This is a genomic window from Enterobacter cloacae complex sp. S3 (assembly GCF_014930495.1).
Classification (GTDB): Bacteria; Pseudomonadota; Gammaproteobacteria; order Enterobacterales; family Enterobacteriaceae; genus Enterobacter; species Enterobacter asburiae_B.
The window spans coordinates 1-14862 of record NZ_JADBRD010000036.1 but is presented as its reverse complement, the minus strand read 5'-3'; the positions used below and the strand labels follow the sequence as shown (position 1 = coordinate 14862).

Genomic DNA, 14862 nt, shown 5'->3' with positions numbered 1-14862 from the left:
AAGATCGCCTGCTGGAAATAAGGAAATGAACATGCAACGTCGTGATTTTTTAAAATATTCCGCTGTGCTGGGGGCTGCCAGCGCATTACCTCTCTGGAGCCGCGCGGTTTTAGCGGCCGACAGGCCTGCCTTACCCATCCCTGACTTACTGACCGCTGACGCCCGCAGCCGTATCCAGCTTGTGGTTCAGGCCGGTAAAACGACGTTCGGCGAGCACAACGCCACGACGTGGGGCTATAACGGCAATTTGCTCGGTCCGGCGCTTCAGCTACGTAAAGGGAAAGCGGTGACGGTGGATATCCACAACACGCTCGCCGAAGAGACGACGCTGCACTGGCACGGGCTGGAAGTGCCGGGCGAGGTGGACGGCGGGCCGCAGGGCATCATCAAAGCGGGCGGTACGCGCAGCGTCACCTTTACGCCCGATCAGCGCGCGGCGACCTGCTGGTTCCATCCGCATCAACATGGCAAAACGGGCCATCAGGTGGCGATGGGGCTGGCGGGGCTGGTGCTGATTGAAGACGACGAAAGCCGCCTGCTGCGCCTGCCGAAACAGTGGGGCATTGACGATGTACCGGTGATTGTGCAGGACAAGAAATTCAACGCTGACGGGCAAATTGACTATCAGCTGGACGTGATGAGCGCGGCGGTAGGCTGGTTTGGCGACACGCTGCTGACCAACGGCGCCATTTACCCTCAGCACGCCGCGCCGAAAGGCTGGCTGCGCCTGCGCCTGCTCAACGGCTGTAACGCGCGCTCGCTGAATTTCGCCGCCAGCGATAAACGCCCGCTGTATGTGGTCGCCAGCGACGGCGGCCTGCTGCCGGAGCCGGTGAAGGTGAGCGAGCTGCCGATGCTCATGGGCGAACGCTTTGAGGTGCTGGTGGATATCAGCGACGGTAAGCCGTTTGACCTCGTGACGCTGCCGGTGAGCCAGATGGGGATGGCGGTCGCACCGTTTGATAAGCCGCATCCGGTGCTGCGTATTCAGCCGCTGCTGGTGGCCGCATCCGGCACGCTGCCTGATACGTTAACCACCCTGCCAGCCCTCCCGTCGCTGGAGGGGCTTACGCAGCGCAAGCTGCAGCTCTCAATGAACCCGATGCTCGATATGATGGGCATGCAGGCGCTGATGGCGAAATATGGCGATAAGGCGATGGCCGGGATGCAGCACGGCCAGATGATGGGCCACATGAATATGGACCACGGAAAAATGGGCGGCATGGGGAACATGAATCACGGCGACCATGGCTTTGATTTCCACAACGCCAACATGATCAACGGCAAAGCGTTCGACATGAATACGCCAATGTTTGCAGCGACAAAAGGTCAGCTCGAGCGCTGGGTGATTTCAGGCGAAGGGGACATGATGCTGCACCCGTTCCATATCCACGGCACCCAGTTCCGTATTCTTACAGAAAACGGCAAAGCGCCGGATGCGCATCGCGCAGGCTGGAAAGATACGGTGAGAGTGGAGGGCGGCGTCAGCGAGGTGCTGGTGAAGTTTGACCACGAGGCGCCGAAGGAGTTTGCCTATATGGCGCACTGCCACCTGCTGGAGCATGAGGATACGGGGATGATGCTGGGGTTCACGGTATAAAAAAAGCCGGGTGGTCACAGGTGCGGCCTGATGCCCTCACCCTGACCCTCTCCCACAGGGAGAGGGAACAAACACAAAAACGGCAACCGAAGTTGCCGTTTTGCTTTTATTTGCCTTCGTCAGGCAACGCATACGCGACGATGTAGTCGCCCATCTTCGTGCCAAACGAACCGTGACCGCCCGCTGAGATGACAACGTACTGCTTGCCATTCACTTCATAGGTCATCGGCGTGGCCTGTCCACCCGCCGGCAGACGGCCCTGCCACAGTTTTTCACCGTTGGTCATGTTGTACGCGCGCAGGTAGTTATCTGCGGTTGCCGCGATGAACAGCACGTTACCGGCGGTGGAGATTGGGCCACCCAGCATTGGCATACCCATATTGAACGGCACCGGAACAGGCATCGGGAACGGCATGCTGTCCTGTGGCGTACCAATACGTTTTTTCCATACGATCTGGTTAGTCTTCAGATCCAGACCGGAGATATAACCCCAGGCAGGCTGTTTACACGGCAGACCAAACGGCGACAGGAACGGGTTCAGCGTTACGCCAAACGGCACGCCGTACTGCGGCTGAATGCCGGCTTCGGTACCGCTGCCTTTCGCGTCTTTCGGCTGCTCCATTGGGTTGCCCGGACCGCGTGGGATCAAGCGGGAAACGAACGGCAGCGCCATCGGGTTGGCAATCGCCACCTGACGGTTAGGGTCAACGGAGATCCCGCCCCACTCGAACATCCCCAGGTTACCCGGGAAGACCAGCGTGCCCTGCTCAGACGGCGGCGTGAAGATGCCTTCATAGCGCAGCTGGTGGAACATCACGCGGCACACCAGCTGGTCAAACATGGTGGCGCCCCACATGTCTGCACCGCTGAGGTCTTTCTTCGGACGGAAGCTCAGGTCAGAGAACGGCTGGGTTTTGCTGACGTAATCGCCTTTCGCCGCGCCCTGCGGAACCGGTTTTTCCGGTGCAGGCACAACCAGCTTGCCGTTGCTGCGATCCAACACGAAGATGTTGCCCGTCTTGGCCGGCGCGTAAATCACCGGAACGGTTTTGCCATCAACGGTAATGTCCGCCAGCGTCGGCTGGGACGGCATATCCATATCCCACAGATCGTGGTGAACGGTCTGGTAGCTCCATGCCAGCTTACCGGTGGTCGCATTCAGCGCCACGATAGCGCTCGCATAACGCTCCTGCTCCGGCGTGCGGTTACCGCCCCAGATATCTGGCGTGGTCACACCCATTGGCAGATAGACCAGGTCCAGCTTCGCGTCATACGCCGCTGGCGCCCAGGAGTTTGGCGAGTTAAAGGTAAAGGTGTGCTCGTCCGACGGGATCGCGTTGGGATCTTTCGCGCCCGGGTCGAAGGCCCACAGCAGTTTACCGGTGTTCACGTCGAAACCACGGATTACGCCGGAGGTTTCACGCGTGGAGAAGTTATCCGTTACCGAACCGGCAATCACGATAGTTTTATCGGTGATGATTGGCGGTGAGGTTGGCTCATACAGACCCGGCGTGGTGTCCGGCATGTTGGTCTGCAGGTTCAGGATCCCTTTGTTGGCAAAGGTTTCACACAGCTTGCCCGTTTCGGCATTGATGGCGAACAGACGGCCATCGTTCACCGGCAGCATGATGCGGCGAGGACAGTCAGCAATGACTTCCGGGCTCGCATTATCGGCACGCGCTTCGTGGTAAGAGACGCCGCGGCAGGTGACGTGCTGGAAGGACGGGTTGGAATTCAGCTGCGGATCGAAGTGCCATTTCTCTTTACCGGTGGCCGCGTCGAGCGCGAACAGACGCTGGTGCGCCGTACACAGGTAGAGCATATTGCCGACTTTAATCGGCGTGACTTCGTTGGTCAGTTCACCCGGATCGTTCGGCATCTTCAGATCGCCGGTACGGAATACCCAGGCTTCCTTCAGGTTTTTAACGTTGTCCGCGTTGATCTGCTTCAGCGGGGAGTAACGTTGACCTTCCTGGTTACGACCATACGCTGGCCAGTCGCCGTCAGCGACCTGGGAGATAGCTGCCGCAGGCGTGGATTCCGCGTTCAGCGTACCGTTGATCTCCTGCGGGTCATTAAAGCCAGCCCAGGTCAGAATGCCGCCGGTAATCAGCAGGGCAACAACCAGGCCCGCCACAGCACCGCTGGAAGGCACAATCAGGCGACGCCAGACGAACGGCAGGATCAGCCAGATACCGAAGAAGACCAGGATGTCGCTGCGCGGCGTCAGTGCCCAGAAGTCGAACCCGACTTCCCAGACGCCCCAGATCATGGTGGCAAGAAGGAGGGCGGCATACAGCCACAGTGCAGATTGTTTTCTACGCAACAGCAGGACGGTTACGCCAACCATAACCAGACCCGCAATCGGGTAGTACCAGGAGCCGCCTAAAGCGACCAGCCAGACGCCACCGATTAACAGATACAGCGCGCAGAAGGCTGCGAATGCGGCTGTTAATGTCACCAGTAGACGCGGCTGTTTAGAGTTTGTTTCAGCCATAGAAAGTGTACTCGTCAGTTTTTGTTAATAATTTGCTAGCAACTAATTATAGGTATTAACAAGTGTGATCGGAATCACAATATTTGCTTTTTATAACTCATACGCCAGGCTTATCCATTTGCTGATATAATGGCTGGCTTGCGTATCAGTGCTGGATATTAACTCATCCGTATTGAGAGATTTTCACTAAAATCATTTGGTTAGTAATATGAAACATACTGTTGAAGTGATGATCCCGGAAGCCGAGATCAAAGCGCGTATCGCCGAACTGGGTCGTCAAATCACCGAACATTACAAGGACAGCGGCAGCGAAATGGTGCTGGTCGGTCTGTTGCGCGGCTCTTTCATGTTCATGGCAGACCTGTGCCGTGAGGTGCATGTGCCCCATGAGGTCGATTTTATGACCGCCTCCAGCTACGGCAGCGGCATGTCCACTACCCGTGATGTGAAAATCCTGAAAGATCTGGATGAAGATATTCGTGGCAAAGATGTGTTGATCGTTGAGGACATCATCGACTCCGGCAACACGCTGTCAAAAGTGCGCGAGATCCTGAGCCTGCGCGAGCCAAAATCTCTGGCGATTTGTACGCTGCTGGACAAACCTGACCGTCGTGAAGTGCAGGTGCCGGTAGAGTTCGTGGGCTTCTCGATTCCTGACGAATTCGTCGTCGGTTACGGCATTGACTACGCGCAGCGCTATCGTCATCTGCCGTATGTTGGGAAAGTAGTATTGCTGGACGAGTAATCGAGGGCTGATACCCTCACCCCGGCCCTCTCCTACAGGGAGAGGGAGAAAATCCCCGGCTTTATTTATGATTTACATGCTTAAGCTGAAGGTTGGCAATCCCCGAACGGTAACGCTGCTCCAGCGTTTCGCGGTTGGTGGCGGTCACTTCCAGATTGCGCAGCAGGCCATCGTGAATCCCGTACGCCCAGCCGTGGATAGAGACCTTCTGCCCGCGTTTCCACGCTGATTGCATGATCGTTGAGTGGCCCAGGTTATACACCTGCTCCATCACGTTGAGTTCGCAAAGGGTATCCATGCGACGCTCCTGCGGCATTTCGCCCAGCAGTGAGCTATGTTTGAACCAGATATCGCGGATGTGCAGTAGCCAGTTATCAATGAGCCCCAGTTCCGTGTTTTCAACCGCCGCCTGCACGCCGCCGCAGCCATAATGGCCGCAAATGATGATGTGCTCGACTTGCAGAACGTCCACGGCATACTGAACAACAGAAAGACAGTTGAGATCGGTGTGAATCACGAGATTGGCGACATTGCGGTGAACAAACAGTTCACCGGGTTCAAGGCCGGTCAGGCGCTCCGCCGGTACGCGGCTGTCGGAACATCCAATCCAGAGAAAGCGTGGGTTCTGAGCCTGCGCGAGTTTTCCAAAAAATCCGGGGTCTTCCTCCACCAGCATTTTTGACCATAGTGCATTGTTGCTGATGAGTGTATCTATGTTGTTCATGGAGGTTAGCGACCTGTAACCGAGTTATTGCGTTGCGCTACTATAGGGTAACCCGACTTTTAATGAAACCACACAACGTGTGTAAGAACTGAAGGTAAGTTAATTTCATGGCAATTGCACTGGAGCTTGAGCAGCTTAAAAAAACCTATCCGGGTGGCGTTCAGGCGCTACGCGGAATAGATCTGAAAGTAGAGGCCGGCGATTTTTACGCGCTTCTGGGGCCGAACGGGGCCGGGAAATCGACCACCATTGGGATTATCAGCTCGCTGGTCAATAAAACGTCCGGCCGGGTGAGCGTCTTTGGGTACGACCTGCAAAAAGATGTGGTGAACGCCAAGCGCCAGCTGGGGCTGGTTCCGCAGGAGTTCAACTTCAACCCGTTCGAGACGGTGCAGCAGATTGTGGTTAACCAGGCGGGCTATTACGGCGTTGAGCGTAAAGAGGCCCTGGAGCGTAGCGAAAAATACCTTAAGCAGCTCGATCTGTGGGAAAAGCGTAACGAACGCGCGCGCATGTTGTCCGGCGGGATGAAGCGCCGCCTGATGATTGCACGTGCGCTGATGCACGAGCCAAAGCTGCTGATCCTCGATGAACCGACAGCGGGTGTTGATATCGAACTTCGTCGCTCCATGTGGGGCTTCCTGAAAGATCTCAACGACAAAGGCACCACCATTATTCTGACCACCCACTATCTGGAAGAGGCTGAAATGCTGTGCCGCAATATCGGCATCATTCAGAACGGCGAGCTGGTGGAAAACACCTCGATGAAGAATCTGCTCTCCAAGCTGAAATCCGAAACCTTCATTCTCGATCTGGCGGCGAAAAGCGCGCTGCCAAAACTTGAAGGTTACAACTATCGTCTGGTAGATACCTCAACGCTGGAAGTGGAAGTGCTGCGCGAGCAGGGGATTAACAGCATGTTCTCACAGCTGAGCGCGCAGGGGATTCAGGTTTTAAGTATGCGTAACAAAGCGAACCGACTGGAAGAGCTGTTTGTCTCTCTGGTACATGACAAACAAGGAGACAAGGCATGACGCATCTTTACTGGGTCGCGCTGAAAAGTATCTGGGCGAAAGAGATCAACCGCTTTATGCGTATCTGGGTGCAAACCCTGGTGCCGCCGGTTATCACGATGACGCTCTATTTCATCATCTTCGGTAACCTGATTGGCTCCCGGATTGGTGAGATGCACGGCTTTACCTATATGCAGTTTATCGTGCCGGGCCTGATCATGATGGCGGTGATCACCAATGCCTACGCCAACGTGGCGTCGTCGTTCTTTAGCGCCAAGTTCCAGCGCAATATTGAAGAGCTGCTGGTCGCGCCGGTACCGACGCACGTTATTATCGCGGGCTATGTCGGCGGCGGCGTGGCGCGCGGGCTGTGCGTGGGGATCCTGGTCACGGCGATTTCGCTGTTCTTCGTGCCGTTCCAGGTCCACTCGTGGCTGTTTGTCGCGCTGACGCTGCTCCTGACGGCGATCCTCTTCTCGCTGGCCGGTCTGCTGAACGCCGTGTTCGCCAAAACGTTTGACGACATCAGCCTGATCCCGACCTTCGTGCTGACGCCGCTGACCTATCTCGGCGGGGTGTTCTACTCCCTGACGCTGCTGCCACCGTTCTGGCAGGCGCTGTCGCACCTGAACCCGATTGTCTACATGATCAGCGGGTTCCGCTTTGGCTTCCTCGGCATCACCGATGTGCCGCTGTTTACCACGGTGGCGGTACTGGTGGTGTTCATCATCGCCTTCTACCTGCTCTGCTGGTCGCTGATCCAGCGCGGACGCGGGCTGCGCAGCTAATCTTTTGCCCGGCGACGCTCTGTTTGCCGGGCACTTTCTTTGACAGTTATCACCGTAAGCTAACCTTCACTCCGCTAAACTACTTGCCTGCTAAGGAGGGAGTTATGCTGGGATGGGTTATCACCTGCCACGATGAACAGGCGCAAGAAATGCTGGATAAGCTTGAAGCCAGATTTGGCCCGCTGGTGCAATGCCGGGCGGTAAACTACTGGCGCGGGTTGAGCACCAACATGCTGAGCCGCATGATGTGCGATGCCCTGCATGAAACGGACACCGGTGATGGCGTGATTTTTCTTACCGATAAATCGGGCGCGGCGCCTTATCGCGCAGCCGCGTTGCTGAGCCATAAGCACGCGTGCTGTGAAGTGATCTCGGGTATTAACTTTTCCCTGCTGGCGTTAATGTATCCGCAGCGTGGATCCTTAAGCAGCGCAGAGTTTCGCCAGGCCATCGTGGCGCAGGGCGTTCCGGGCGTCAGCAGCTTGTGGCATCAGCAGCAAAAAAATCCTCCCTTCGTCCTGCTCCACGATTTGTATAAGAATTAAACGTGGGTATTGATGTCTCATTTGTTACAATAGCGGCAGTTTTCCGCACCGATTAAGACACCATGCTACCGCGCATTCTTTTCTTGCTATTGATGCTCATTTCCGGCCTCAGCTCAGCCAGTTTACTCAGTCAGCACACGCTGCCTGCTCAGTACATGCAAACCACCGAAGACGCGGCGATCTGGGCGCAGGTGGGGAACAGCGTGATCAACGTCGGTAACGTGCGCGCCGGGCAGATCCTGGCCGTCGTGCCCGCGGCGGCGGACTACTACGAATTTCGCTTCGGTTTTGGCACGGGGTTTATCGACAAGGGGCACCTGGAGCCGGTTCAGGGGAAACAGCGCGTCGAGGACAGCCTCGGGGATCTCAATAAGCCCCTGAGCAATCAGAACCTTATTACCTGGAAAGACACGCCGGTGTATAACGCGCCGTCGAGCGGCAGCGCGCCGTTCGGCACGTTAAGCGCCAATCTGCGCTACCCCATACTGAATAAACTGAAAGACCGTCTGAATCAGACCTGGTTCCAGATCCGCATCGGCAATCGTCTGGCGTGGATCAGCAGCCTGGACGCGCAGGAAGATAACGGCCTTCCGGTTCTGACCTACCATCATATTTTGCGTGATGAAGAAAACACGCGCTTTCGACATACGTCCACAACGACCAGCGTACGTGCGTTCAACAACCAGATGGCCTGGCTACGCGATCAGGGCTATACCACTCTGACGATGTACCAGCTTGAAGGGTACGTGCGTAACAAAATGAACCTGCCTGCAAAATCGGTGGTGATTACCTTTGACGACGGCCTGAAATCCGTCAGCCGCTATGCCTATCCTGTGCTGAAAGAGTACGGCTTCAAGGCTACCGCGTTTATTATCTCTTCCCGCATAAAAGGCCATCCGCAGAAGTGGGATCCAAAATCGCTGCAGTTTATGAGCGTGCAGGAGATTAAGGGGATTCAGGATGTGTTCGATATTCAGTCCCACACCCACTTCCTGCACCGCGTGGATGGGTATAAGCACCCGATTTTACTGAGCCGCAGCTATCACGTGATTTTGTTTGATTTTGAACGCTCGCGTCGCGCGCTGGCGCAGTTTAATCCACGCGTGCTCTATCTTTCCTATCCGTTTGGCGGCTACGACAATAAAGCGATAAAGGCGGCGAATGATGCCGGTTTCCATCTGGCGGTGACGACGGTGAAAGGGAAGGTGAAGCCGGGGGATAATCCGTTCTTACTGAAACGCCTGTACATCTTAAGAACGGATTCGCTGGAGACCATGTCGCGGCTGATCAGCAATCAGCCGCAGGGATAGTGCTTAAGCAACCTGAACCGGAATCGCCTTCGCGGTACGTTTCATGTCGTTGTCGCCTTCAAAGTAGGCAACTTTCGGCTGCCAGCGGCGCGCTTCTTCATCAGACATCATCACGAAGCTGGCGATAATCACAATATCGCCCACGTCCGCGCAGTGCGCTGCCGCGCCGTTAACGGAGATGATTTTAGACCCGCGCTCGGCGGCGATGGCGTAGGTGGAGAAACGTTTGCCGTTGTTAACGTTCCAGATATCAATCGCTTCGTTTTCAAGGATGCCCGCAGCATCAAGGAAATCCTGGTCGATGGCGCAGGAGCCTTCATAGTGCAGGTCGGCCTGGGTGACTTTCACACGGTGAAGCTTACCTTGCAGCATTTTGCGAATCATTACGTTTACCTTTCATCTTCCGGGTAGAGAAACCTACGCCAGTTCAACCACTTTGTTGTCGATTAGGCGGGCCTGACCAAGCCATGCCGCCACCAGAATAACCGCACGTTTGCTGGTCTGTGTAAGCTCCAGAAGCGTGTCGGCATCGCGAATTTGAATATCATCAGCGCGGAAGCCTTTATCGTTCAGCGCCTGTTCAGCCAGAGCAATAATCTCTTCGGCCGTTAACTCTTTCGCCAGCAGCTGTTCTGCCATGGTGTTCATGACCTTGCTTAAGCCCGGCGCGATTTTACGCTGGTCCGCGGTCAGGTATCCATTTCGCGAGCTGAGCGCCAGACCGTCTTTCGCGCGTACAATCGGTACGCCGACAATCTCGATATCGTAGCCCATATCCGCAACCATCTTGCGGATCAGCGCCAGCTGCTGGAAATCTTTCTCACCGAAGCAGGCAACGTCCGGCTGCACCAGGTTGAACAGCTTGCTGACGATGGTCGATACGCCGCGGAAATGACCCGGGCGGCTTGCGCCTTCCAGCATGGTGGAAATGCCCGGTACGTCAACGTAAGTGGCCTCATCGGTACCCTGAGGATAGACATCCGCCGGTGCCGGAGAGAAGACAATATCCGCATGGCGTTTTTTGAGCTTCTCGCAATCTTCCTGCAGGGTGCGCGGATAGCGTGCCAGATCGTCGGCGCGGTCAAACTGCATTGGGTTAACGAAGATACTGACCACCACGATATCTGCACGGGCTCTTGCTTCGTCAACCAGCTTCATATGGCCGTCATGCAGGTTGCCCATGGTCGGGACCAGTGCGATACGTTTACCTTCCTGACGCGCACGACGGATATGCTGGCGCAGCAGCGGCAGGGTTTCAATGATTAGCACAACGAGACTCCTTAATGGAAACTGTGTTCTTCACCCGGGTAAACACCGGATTCAACGTCGGCAATATACTGCCTGACCGCAGCGCGCATGTCGCCCGCTTCGGTGAGGAAATTTTTGGCAAACTTCGGAATATGCCCGCCGGTGATGCCAAAGGCGTCGTGCATCACCAGGATCTGGCCGTCGGTCACGTTGCCCGCGCCAATACCAATCACCGGAATCGACAGGGCTTCAGTAATACGCTTCGCCAGCTCAACCGGCACGCACTCCAGCACCAGCAGCTGTGCACCTGCGGCTTCCAGCGCCAGGGCATCATCAAACAGCGTCTGGGCTGCATCGCCGCGGCCCTGCACTTTATATCCACCAAAGATGTTGACGGACTGCGGCGTCAGGCCCAAATGGCCGCACACCGGCACGGCGCGCTCGGTGAGCATCTTCACCGTATCCACCAGCCAGGCGCCGCCTTCAATTTTGACCATGTTAGCGCCAGCACGCATGACCGCTGCCGCGTTTTCGAATGCCTGCTCCGGCGTGGCATAGGCCATAAACGGCAGATCGGAAAGCAGCAGGCAGGCTGGAGCCCCGCGGCGCACCGCACGCGTATGGTAAGCGATATCCTCAACCGTGACCGGCAGGGTGGAATCATGTCCTTGTACCGTCATCCCTAACGAATCTCCGACCAGCATGACGTTGATACCCTCTTCGGCAAAGAGTTTGGCGAAGCTGTAGTCATACGCGGTGATGGTGGCGAAGCGTTTTTTTTCCTGTTTGCATTTCTGCAGTAAGGAGATGGTGGTTGGTTTCATACTGTTTCCTGATAGCCCAAAAGCGAATCTTTGCGCATTCTAACAGTAACATTCGGGGGAACAATGATTTTAGGTAACCGATTAGCCATAATTATTTTGAGGTTAATCGGCAGAGGAACCGGATCACCAGCGGGCGGGTCTTTCCGCGTTGAGGTTGTCCAGAATGGTCCTGAGTGGGATGCCATCCGGGAAGATGAGATCGGGGGCGACTTCAAACAGCGGCCAAAGCATAAACCCGCGGTTTTTCATGTCGTAATGCGGAACGGTGAGACGTTCAGTGTTAATGGTTTCGTGACCAAACAGCATAATGTCGAGGTCCAGCGTGCGCGGTCCCCAGCGCTCGGCTTTGCGTACGCGTCCCTGCTGCAGTTCGATGCGCTGGGTGTTATCCAGCAGCGTTTCGGCATCAAGGGCAGTTTCCAGCACCACGGCGGCATTGAGATAATCAGGCTGATCCTGCGGGCCCAGCGGCGGCGTGCGGTAGAAAGAGGAGACCGCCACGATCTTGCTTTGCGGGATCTCCCCCAGCGCCTGTACGGCAGCGTTCACCTGCTCCAGCGGAGAGGCTAAATTGCTGCCGATGGCGATATACGCGAGGGTCATGCTGTCCCTTCACGACGCGGCGCGCGTTTGCGCGGGCGACGATGGCGGCGACGCGGTTCCGGCTCTTCATCCAGCCCGGTGAGCATGTCTTTTTGCTCCGGCGGTGCGGAAACCTGGAATTCGGCCCACCACTGCGCCAGGCGCTGCAGCTCCTGGTTGCGTTCAATTTCAGCACGCAGCGACAGCAGATCGAAGGCGGCGCGGAATTTTGGATGCTCCATCAGCTTCCAGGCGCGTTTGCCCTGACGACGGGACATGCGCAGCTGAAGCTGCCAGATATCGCGCACCAGCGTGGTAATACGTTTTGGAATAGCGAGCGTACGGCACCCTTCGTCCAGCACGTCGTTTGCGGCCAGCGCGAAGGCGTCATAATAGGCAAGCCCGCTCTCCTGGGTAATTCGCTGGGCCGTTTCCAGCAGCGGATACCAGAACATCGCCGCAAACAGGAACGCCGGATTGACGCGCATGTCGTTGCGAATACGGGTATCGGTATTTTTCAGCACCTGCGCAATCATCCGCTCCATTGGGCTGTCACCGCTTTCGGTGAAGTAGCGGGTAATGGTCGGGAAGAGGGGCTGGAACAGGTTGTATTCGCGCAGCAGGTTGTAGGTTTCAAAGCCGTGGCCAGCCTGCAGCAGCTTCAGCGCCTCTTCAAACAGGCGGGCAGGCGGCACGTCGTTAATCAGCGTCGCCAGGCGCGGAATAGGCTCAGCTGTTTCCGGGCTGATGCGCATATTGAGCTTGGCGGCGAAACGCACGGCGCGCAGCATACGCACGGGATCTTCACGATAGCGCGTTTCCGGCGTGCCGATCAGACGGATCAGACCTTCTTTCAGGTCCTGCATGCCGCCGACGTAATCGCGCACGGTGAAATCCGCCACGCTGTAATAAAGACTGTTGATGGTGAAGTCGCGACGCTGGGCATCTTCTTCGATAGAGCCGAAGATATTGTCGCGCAGCAGCATGCCGTTCTGGCCGCGCTGTGACGTGGTGCGATCGGATGCGCCCGCTTCGTGGTGGCCGCGGAAGGTCGCCACTTCGATAATTTCCGGCCCAAACATCACGTGAGCCAGACGGAAACGGCGGCCAACGAGACGGCAGTTGCGGAATAATTTGCGCACCTGCTCAGGCGTGGCGCTGGTCGTCACGTCGAAATCTTTTGGTTTTTTGCCCAGCAGTAAATCACGCACTCCACCGCCCACGAGGTAGGCCTCGTAGCCCGCTTTATTCAGACGATAGAGCACCTTGAGGGCATTTTCACTGATATCTTTGCGGGAAATAGTGTGCTGCTCACGCGGAATAACCGACATGTGTGGCTGTGCAATAGCATCGTTCGCCATGCTCTCTTCGCGGCTTAGCACTTTGCGGCAAAAATTAGCGACTCGGGTAAAAATGGTACACCTCGTAGTGTGTTTTGTTATGAAAAAAGCGGCTAATCATAGCTCAGCGCAACGCATTTGAGAATGCTGGATTTTTGGCACTGCCGCGAGCGTCCAGTTGGCAACGGCCATTTTCAGCAGTTCGTCAATACGCAGATCCTGCCATTCGTTGGTTACATTCTGGTTGAGAAATCGCAGCGCGTCGATCAAAACAGGACGCGGATCGCCGTCTGGCAGGGCCGGGGCGTGGTTCTGCTTTGACAATTTAAAGCCCTGCGCATTGACCGCCAGCGGCAGATGAATGTAGTCCGGTGCCGTCCAGCCAAACTGGTGATACAGCGATATTTGTCGCACGGTCGGCTCGACCAGATCCGCCCCGCGCACAATTTCCGTCACGCCCTGAAAACGATCGTCGACGACCACCGCCAGGTTATAGGCGAAAAGGCCGTCACGGCGGTGAATAATAAAATCCTCACGCGCCAGACGTTCATCGGCATGAATCTCACCGGAGAGGAGATCGTTAAAGTGCGTCACCGGGGAGCGCTGCTTTATACGTACGGCGGCATTTTCCGGGGGAAGATTAAGCGTGCGGCAGTGGCCGTCATAGACGCCACCCACGCTCTGGATACGCGCGCGGGTGCAGGTGCAGTTATAGGAAAGCCCCCGTTCGCGAAGCCAGGCCAGACGTTCCCGATAGGCATCGTGACGTTTTGACTGCCAGAGCACCTCGTCATCCCAGTGAAGACCGTAATGTTCCAGCTGACGCAGAATCGTCTCTGCAGCACCGGGAACTTCACGCGGAGGGTCAATATCTTCAATGCGTACGAGCCATTTTCCCAGGCGGGCGCGAGCCTGCAGGTAGCTGCCGAGCGCGGCAATTAATGAGCCGAAGTGTAATTCACCGGAAGGAGATGGCGCGAAGCGCCCAATATAGTGTGATTCAGACATATCAACAGTAACAAGGCGGGAGAGACTCCCGCCTTTGGAGTGTGTAAACAGCGCTGGTATTAACCGGCCATCTGTTTTTCGCGGATTTCGGCCAGCGTTTTACAGTCGATGCACAGATCGGCGGTTGGACGCGCTTCCAGGCGACGAATACCGATTTCAACACCGCAGGATTCGCAGTAGCCAAAATCTTCGTCTTCGACTTTTTTCAGCGTTTTCTCGATCTTTTTGATCAGTTTGCGTTCGCGGTCACGGTTACGCAGTTCGAGGCTGAACTCTTCTTCCTGAGCGGCACGGTCTACCGGATCCGGGAAGTTGGCAGCTTCATCCTGCATATGAGTAACGGTGCGATCGACTTCATCCCTGAGTTGATTACGCCATGCTTCAAGAATACGCTTGAAGTGCGACAGCTGGGCTTCGTTCATATACTCTTCGCCCGGCTTCTCTTGATACGGCTCCACCCCAGCGATGGCGAGAATACTCAGGGACGATGTTTTACGGTTTTGCCCTTCTTGCATGTTGCTTCTCCTTAACACGCACTATCGATCCCCGTGTTGGGGGAAAAATCAGGTCGCTATAAATAGCAGATGCTTTTCCGTAAGGCAATTATCTAAACGTAACTGTCAACGCAAAGCAGAAGT

The 14862-nt window shown here is 56.1% G+C and carries 15 protein-coding genes; 6 read left to right on the top strand and 9 right to left on the bottom strand.

Going from position 1 to position 14862, the window contains the following annotated elements; genetic code table 11:
- Window positions 1-31: 31 nt before the first annotated feature.
- Window positions 32-1600 (top strand): multicopper oxidase CueO, encoded by a 1569-nt coding sequence (gene cueO / locus IM317_RS19545; protein WP_033144651.1) that lies wholly within the window; start codon window positions 32-34, stop codon window positions 1598-1600.
- Window positions 1601-1706: 106 nt separating this feature from the next.
- Here the strand turns inward: cueO and IM317_RS19540 are convergent, their stop codons facing one another.
- Window positions 1707-4097, bottom strand: a complete 2391-nt coding sequence (locus IM317_RS19540) for a glucose/quinate/shikimate family membrane-bound PQQ-dependent dehydrogenase (protein ID WP_033144652.1) — start codon at window positions 4095-4097, stop codon at window positions 1707-1709.
- Between the two features lie 208 nt (window positions 4098-4305).
- Here IM317_RS19540 and hpt point away from each other — a divergent pair, with 208 nt between their 5' ends.
- Entirely contained in the window at window positions 4306-4842 is a 537-nt protein-coding gene (gene hpt, locus IM317_RS19535; RefSeq protein WP_008501948.1) for a hypoxanthine phosphoribosyltransferase, read from the top strand.
- Window positions 4843-4903: 61 nt separating this feature from the next.
- Here the strand turns inward: hpt and can are convergent, their stop codons facing one another.
- A complete protein-coding gene (gene can, locus IM317_RS19530) occupies window positions 4904-5566 on the bottom strand; it encodes a carbonate dehydratase (RefSeq protein ID WP_008501947.1) in 663 nt (220 codons plus the stop codon).
- A 107-nt stretch (window positions 5567-5673) separates the two neighbouring features.
- Between can and IM317_RS19525 the strand changes: the two genes are divergently transcribed.
- From IM317_RS19525 to IM317_RS19510, 4 genes are all read left to right on the top strand, one after another.
- Window positions 5674-6600 (top strand): ABC transporter ATP-binding protein, encoded by a 927-nt coding sequence (locus IM317_RS19525; RefSeq protein ID WP_033144653.1) that lies wholly within the window; start codon window positions 5674-5676, stop codon window positions 6598-6600.
- The gene (locus tag IM317_RS19520) at window positions 6597-7367 is read left to right on the top strand and encodes an ABC transporter permease (protein ID WP_023310428.1); all 771 of its coding nucleotides are present in this window, start codon (window positions 6597-6599) and stop codon (window positions 7365-7367) included. Before IM317_RS19525 ends, IM317_RS19520 begins: the two co-directional genes overlap by 4 nt.
- A 104-nt stretch (window positions 7368-7471) precedes the next feature.
- Window positions 7472-7912 carry a PTS sugar transporter subunit IIA gene (locus IM317_RS19515; protein ID WP_033144654.1) on the top strand — a complete coding sequence of 147 codons (441 nt, stop codon included), beginning with the start codon at window positions 7472-7474 and terminating at the stop codon, window positions 7910-7912.
- Between the two features lie 62 nt (window positions 7913-7974).
- The gene (locus tag IM317_RS19510) at window positions 7975-9222 is read left to right on the top strand and encodes a polysaccharide deacetylase family protein (RefSeq protein ID WP_033144655.1); all 1248 of its coding nucleotides are present in this window, start codon (window positions 7975-7977) and stop codon (window positions 9220-9222) included.
- A 3-nt stretch (window positions 9223-9225) separates the two neighbouring features.
- Here IM317_RS19510 and panD read toward each other — a convergent pair whose 3' ends face one another.
- The 7 genes from panD to dksA all read right to left on the bottom strand — a co-directional run bounded on the left by panD (window position 9226) and on the right by dksA (window position 14739).
- On the bottom strand, window positions 9226-9606 hold the full coding sequence (gene panD / locus IM317_RS19505) for an aspartate 1-decarboxylase (RefSeq protein ID WP_006810068.1): 381 nt from the start codon (window positions 9604-9606) through the stop codon (window positions 9226-9228).
- A 33-nt stretch (window positions 9607-9639) separates the two neighbouring features.
- Complete coding sequence (gene panC / locus IM317_RS19500; RefSeq protein ID WP_023310431.1) at window positions 9640-10491, bottom strand: pantoate--beta-alanine ligase; 852 nt, start codon at window positions 10489-10491, stop codon at window positions 9640-9642.
- An 11-nt stretch (window positions 10492-10502) separates the two neighbouring features.
- Window positions 10503-11294 carry a 3-methyl-2-oxobutanoate hydroxymethyltransferase gene (panB, locus tag IM317_RS19495; RefSeq protein ID WP_014882600.1) on the bottom strand — a complete coding sequence of 264 codons (792 nt, stop codon included), beginning with the start codon at window positions 11292-11294 and terminating at the stop codon, window positions 10503-10505.
- A gap of 123 nt (window positions 11295-11417) precedes the next feature.
- Window positions 11418-11897, bottom strand: a complete 480-nt coding sequence (folK, locus tag IM317_RS19490; RefSeq protein ID WP_033144656.1) for a 2-amino-4-hydroxy-6-hydroxymethyldihydropteridine diphosphokinase — start codon at window positions 11895-11897, stop codon at window positions 11418-11420.
- Window positions 11894-13291 carry a polynucleotide adenylyltransferase PcnB gene (gene pcnB, locus IM317_RS19485; protein WP_072162357.1) on the bottom strand — a complete coding sequence of 466 codons (1398 nt, stop codon included), beginning with the start codon at window positions 13289-13291 and terminating at the stop codon, window positions 11894-11896. The genes folK and pcnB overlap by 4 nt, the downstream gene beginning before the upstream one ends.
- Before the next feature lie 42 nt (window positions 13292-13333).
- Window positions 13334-14224, bottom strand: a complete 891-nt coding sequence (gene gluQRS, locus IM317_RS19480) for a tRNA glutamyl-Q(34) synthetase GluQRS (RefSeq protein ID WP_033144657.1) — start codon at window positions 14222-14224, stop codon at window positions 13334-13336.
- 59 nt (window positions 14225-14283) lie between these two features.
- Window positions 14284-14739, bottom strand: a complete 456-nt coding sequence (gene dksA / locus IM317_RS19475; RefSeq protein ID WP_001155232.1) for an RNA polymerase-binding protein DksA — start codon at window positions 14737-14739, stop codon at window positions 14284-14286.
- Between the last annotated feature and the right edge of the window lie 123 nt (window positions 14740-14862).

Excerpts from the sequence above, each read along its gene's own strand:
- hpt (WP_008501948.1), top strand. The coding sequence starts at position 4,306 with ATGAAACATACTGTTGAAGTGATGATCCCGGAAGCCGAGATCAAAGCG.
- dksA (WP_001155232.1), bottom strand. The coding sequence starts at position 14,739 with ATGCAAGAAGGGCAAAACCGTAAAACATCGTCCCTGAGTATTCTCGCC.
- panD (WP_006810068.1), bottom strand. The coding sequence starts at position 9,606 with ATGATTCGCAAAATGCTGCAAGGTAAGCTTCACCGTGTGAAAGTCACC.
- IM317_RS19525 (WP_033144653.1), top strand. The coding sequence starts at position 5,674 with ATGGCAATTGCACTGGAGCTTGAGCAGCTTAAAAAAACCTATCCGGGT.
- IM317_RS19515 (WP_033144654.1), top strand. The coding sequence starts at position 7,472 with ATGCTGGGATGGGTTATCACCTGCCACGATGAACAGGCGCAAGAAATG.
- can (WP_008501947.1), bottom strand. The coding sequence starts at position 5,566 with ATGAACAACATAGATACACTCATCAGCAACAATGCACTATGGTCAAAA.
- panB (WP_014882600.1), bottom strand. The coding sequence starts at position 11,294 with ATGAAACCAACCACCATCTCCTTACTGCAGAAATGCAAACAGGAAAAA.
- IM317_RS19520 (WP_023310428.1), top strand. The coding sequence starts at position 6,597 with ATGACGCATCTTTACTGGGTCGCGCTGAAAAGTATCTGGGCGAAAGAG.
- IM317_RS19540 (WP_033144652.1), bottom strand. The coding sequence starts at position 4,097 with ATGGCTGAAACAAACTCTAAACAGCCGCGTCTACTGGTGACATTAACA.
- IM317_RS19510 (WP_033144655.1), top strand. The coding sequence starts at position 7,975 with ATGCTACCGCGCATTCTTTTCTTGCTATTGATGCTCATTTCCGGCCTC.
- gluQRS (WP_033144657.1), bottom strand. The coding sequence starts at position 14,224 with ATGTCTGAATCACACTATATTGGGCGCTTCGCGCCATCTCCTTCCGGT.
- cueO (WP_033144651.1), top strand. The coding sequence starts at position 32 with ATGCAACGTCGTGATTTTTTAAAATATTCCGCTGTGCTGGGGGCTGCC.
- folK (WP_033144656.1), bottom strand. The coding sequence starts at position 11,897 with ATGACCCTCGCGTATATCGCCATCGGCAGCAATTTAGCCTCTCCGCTG.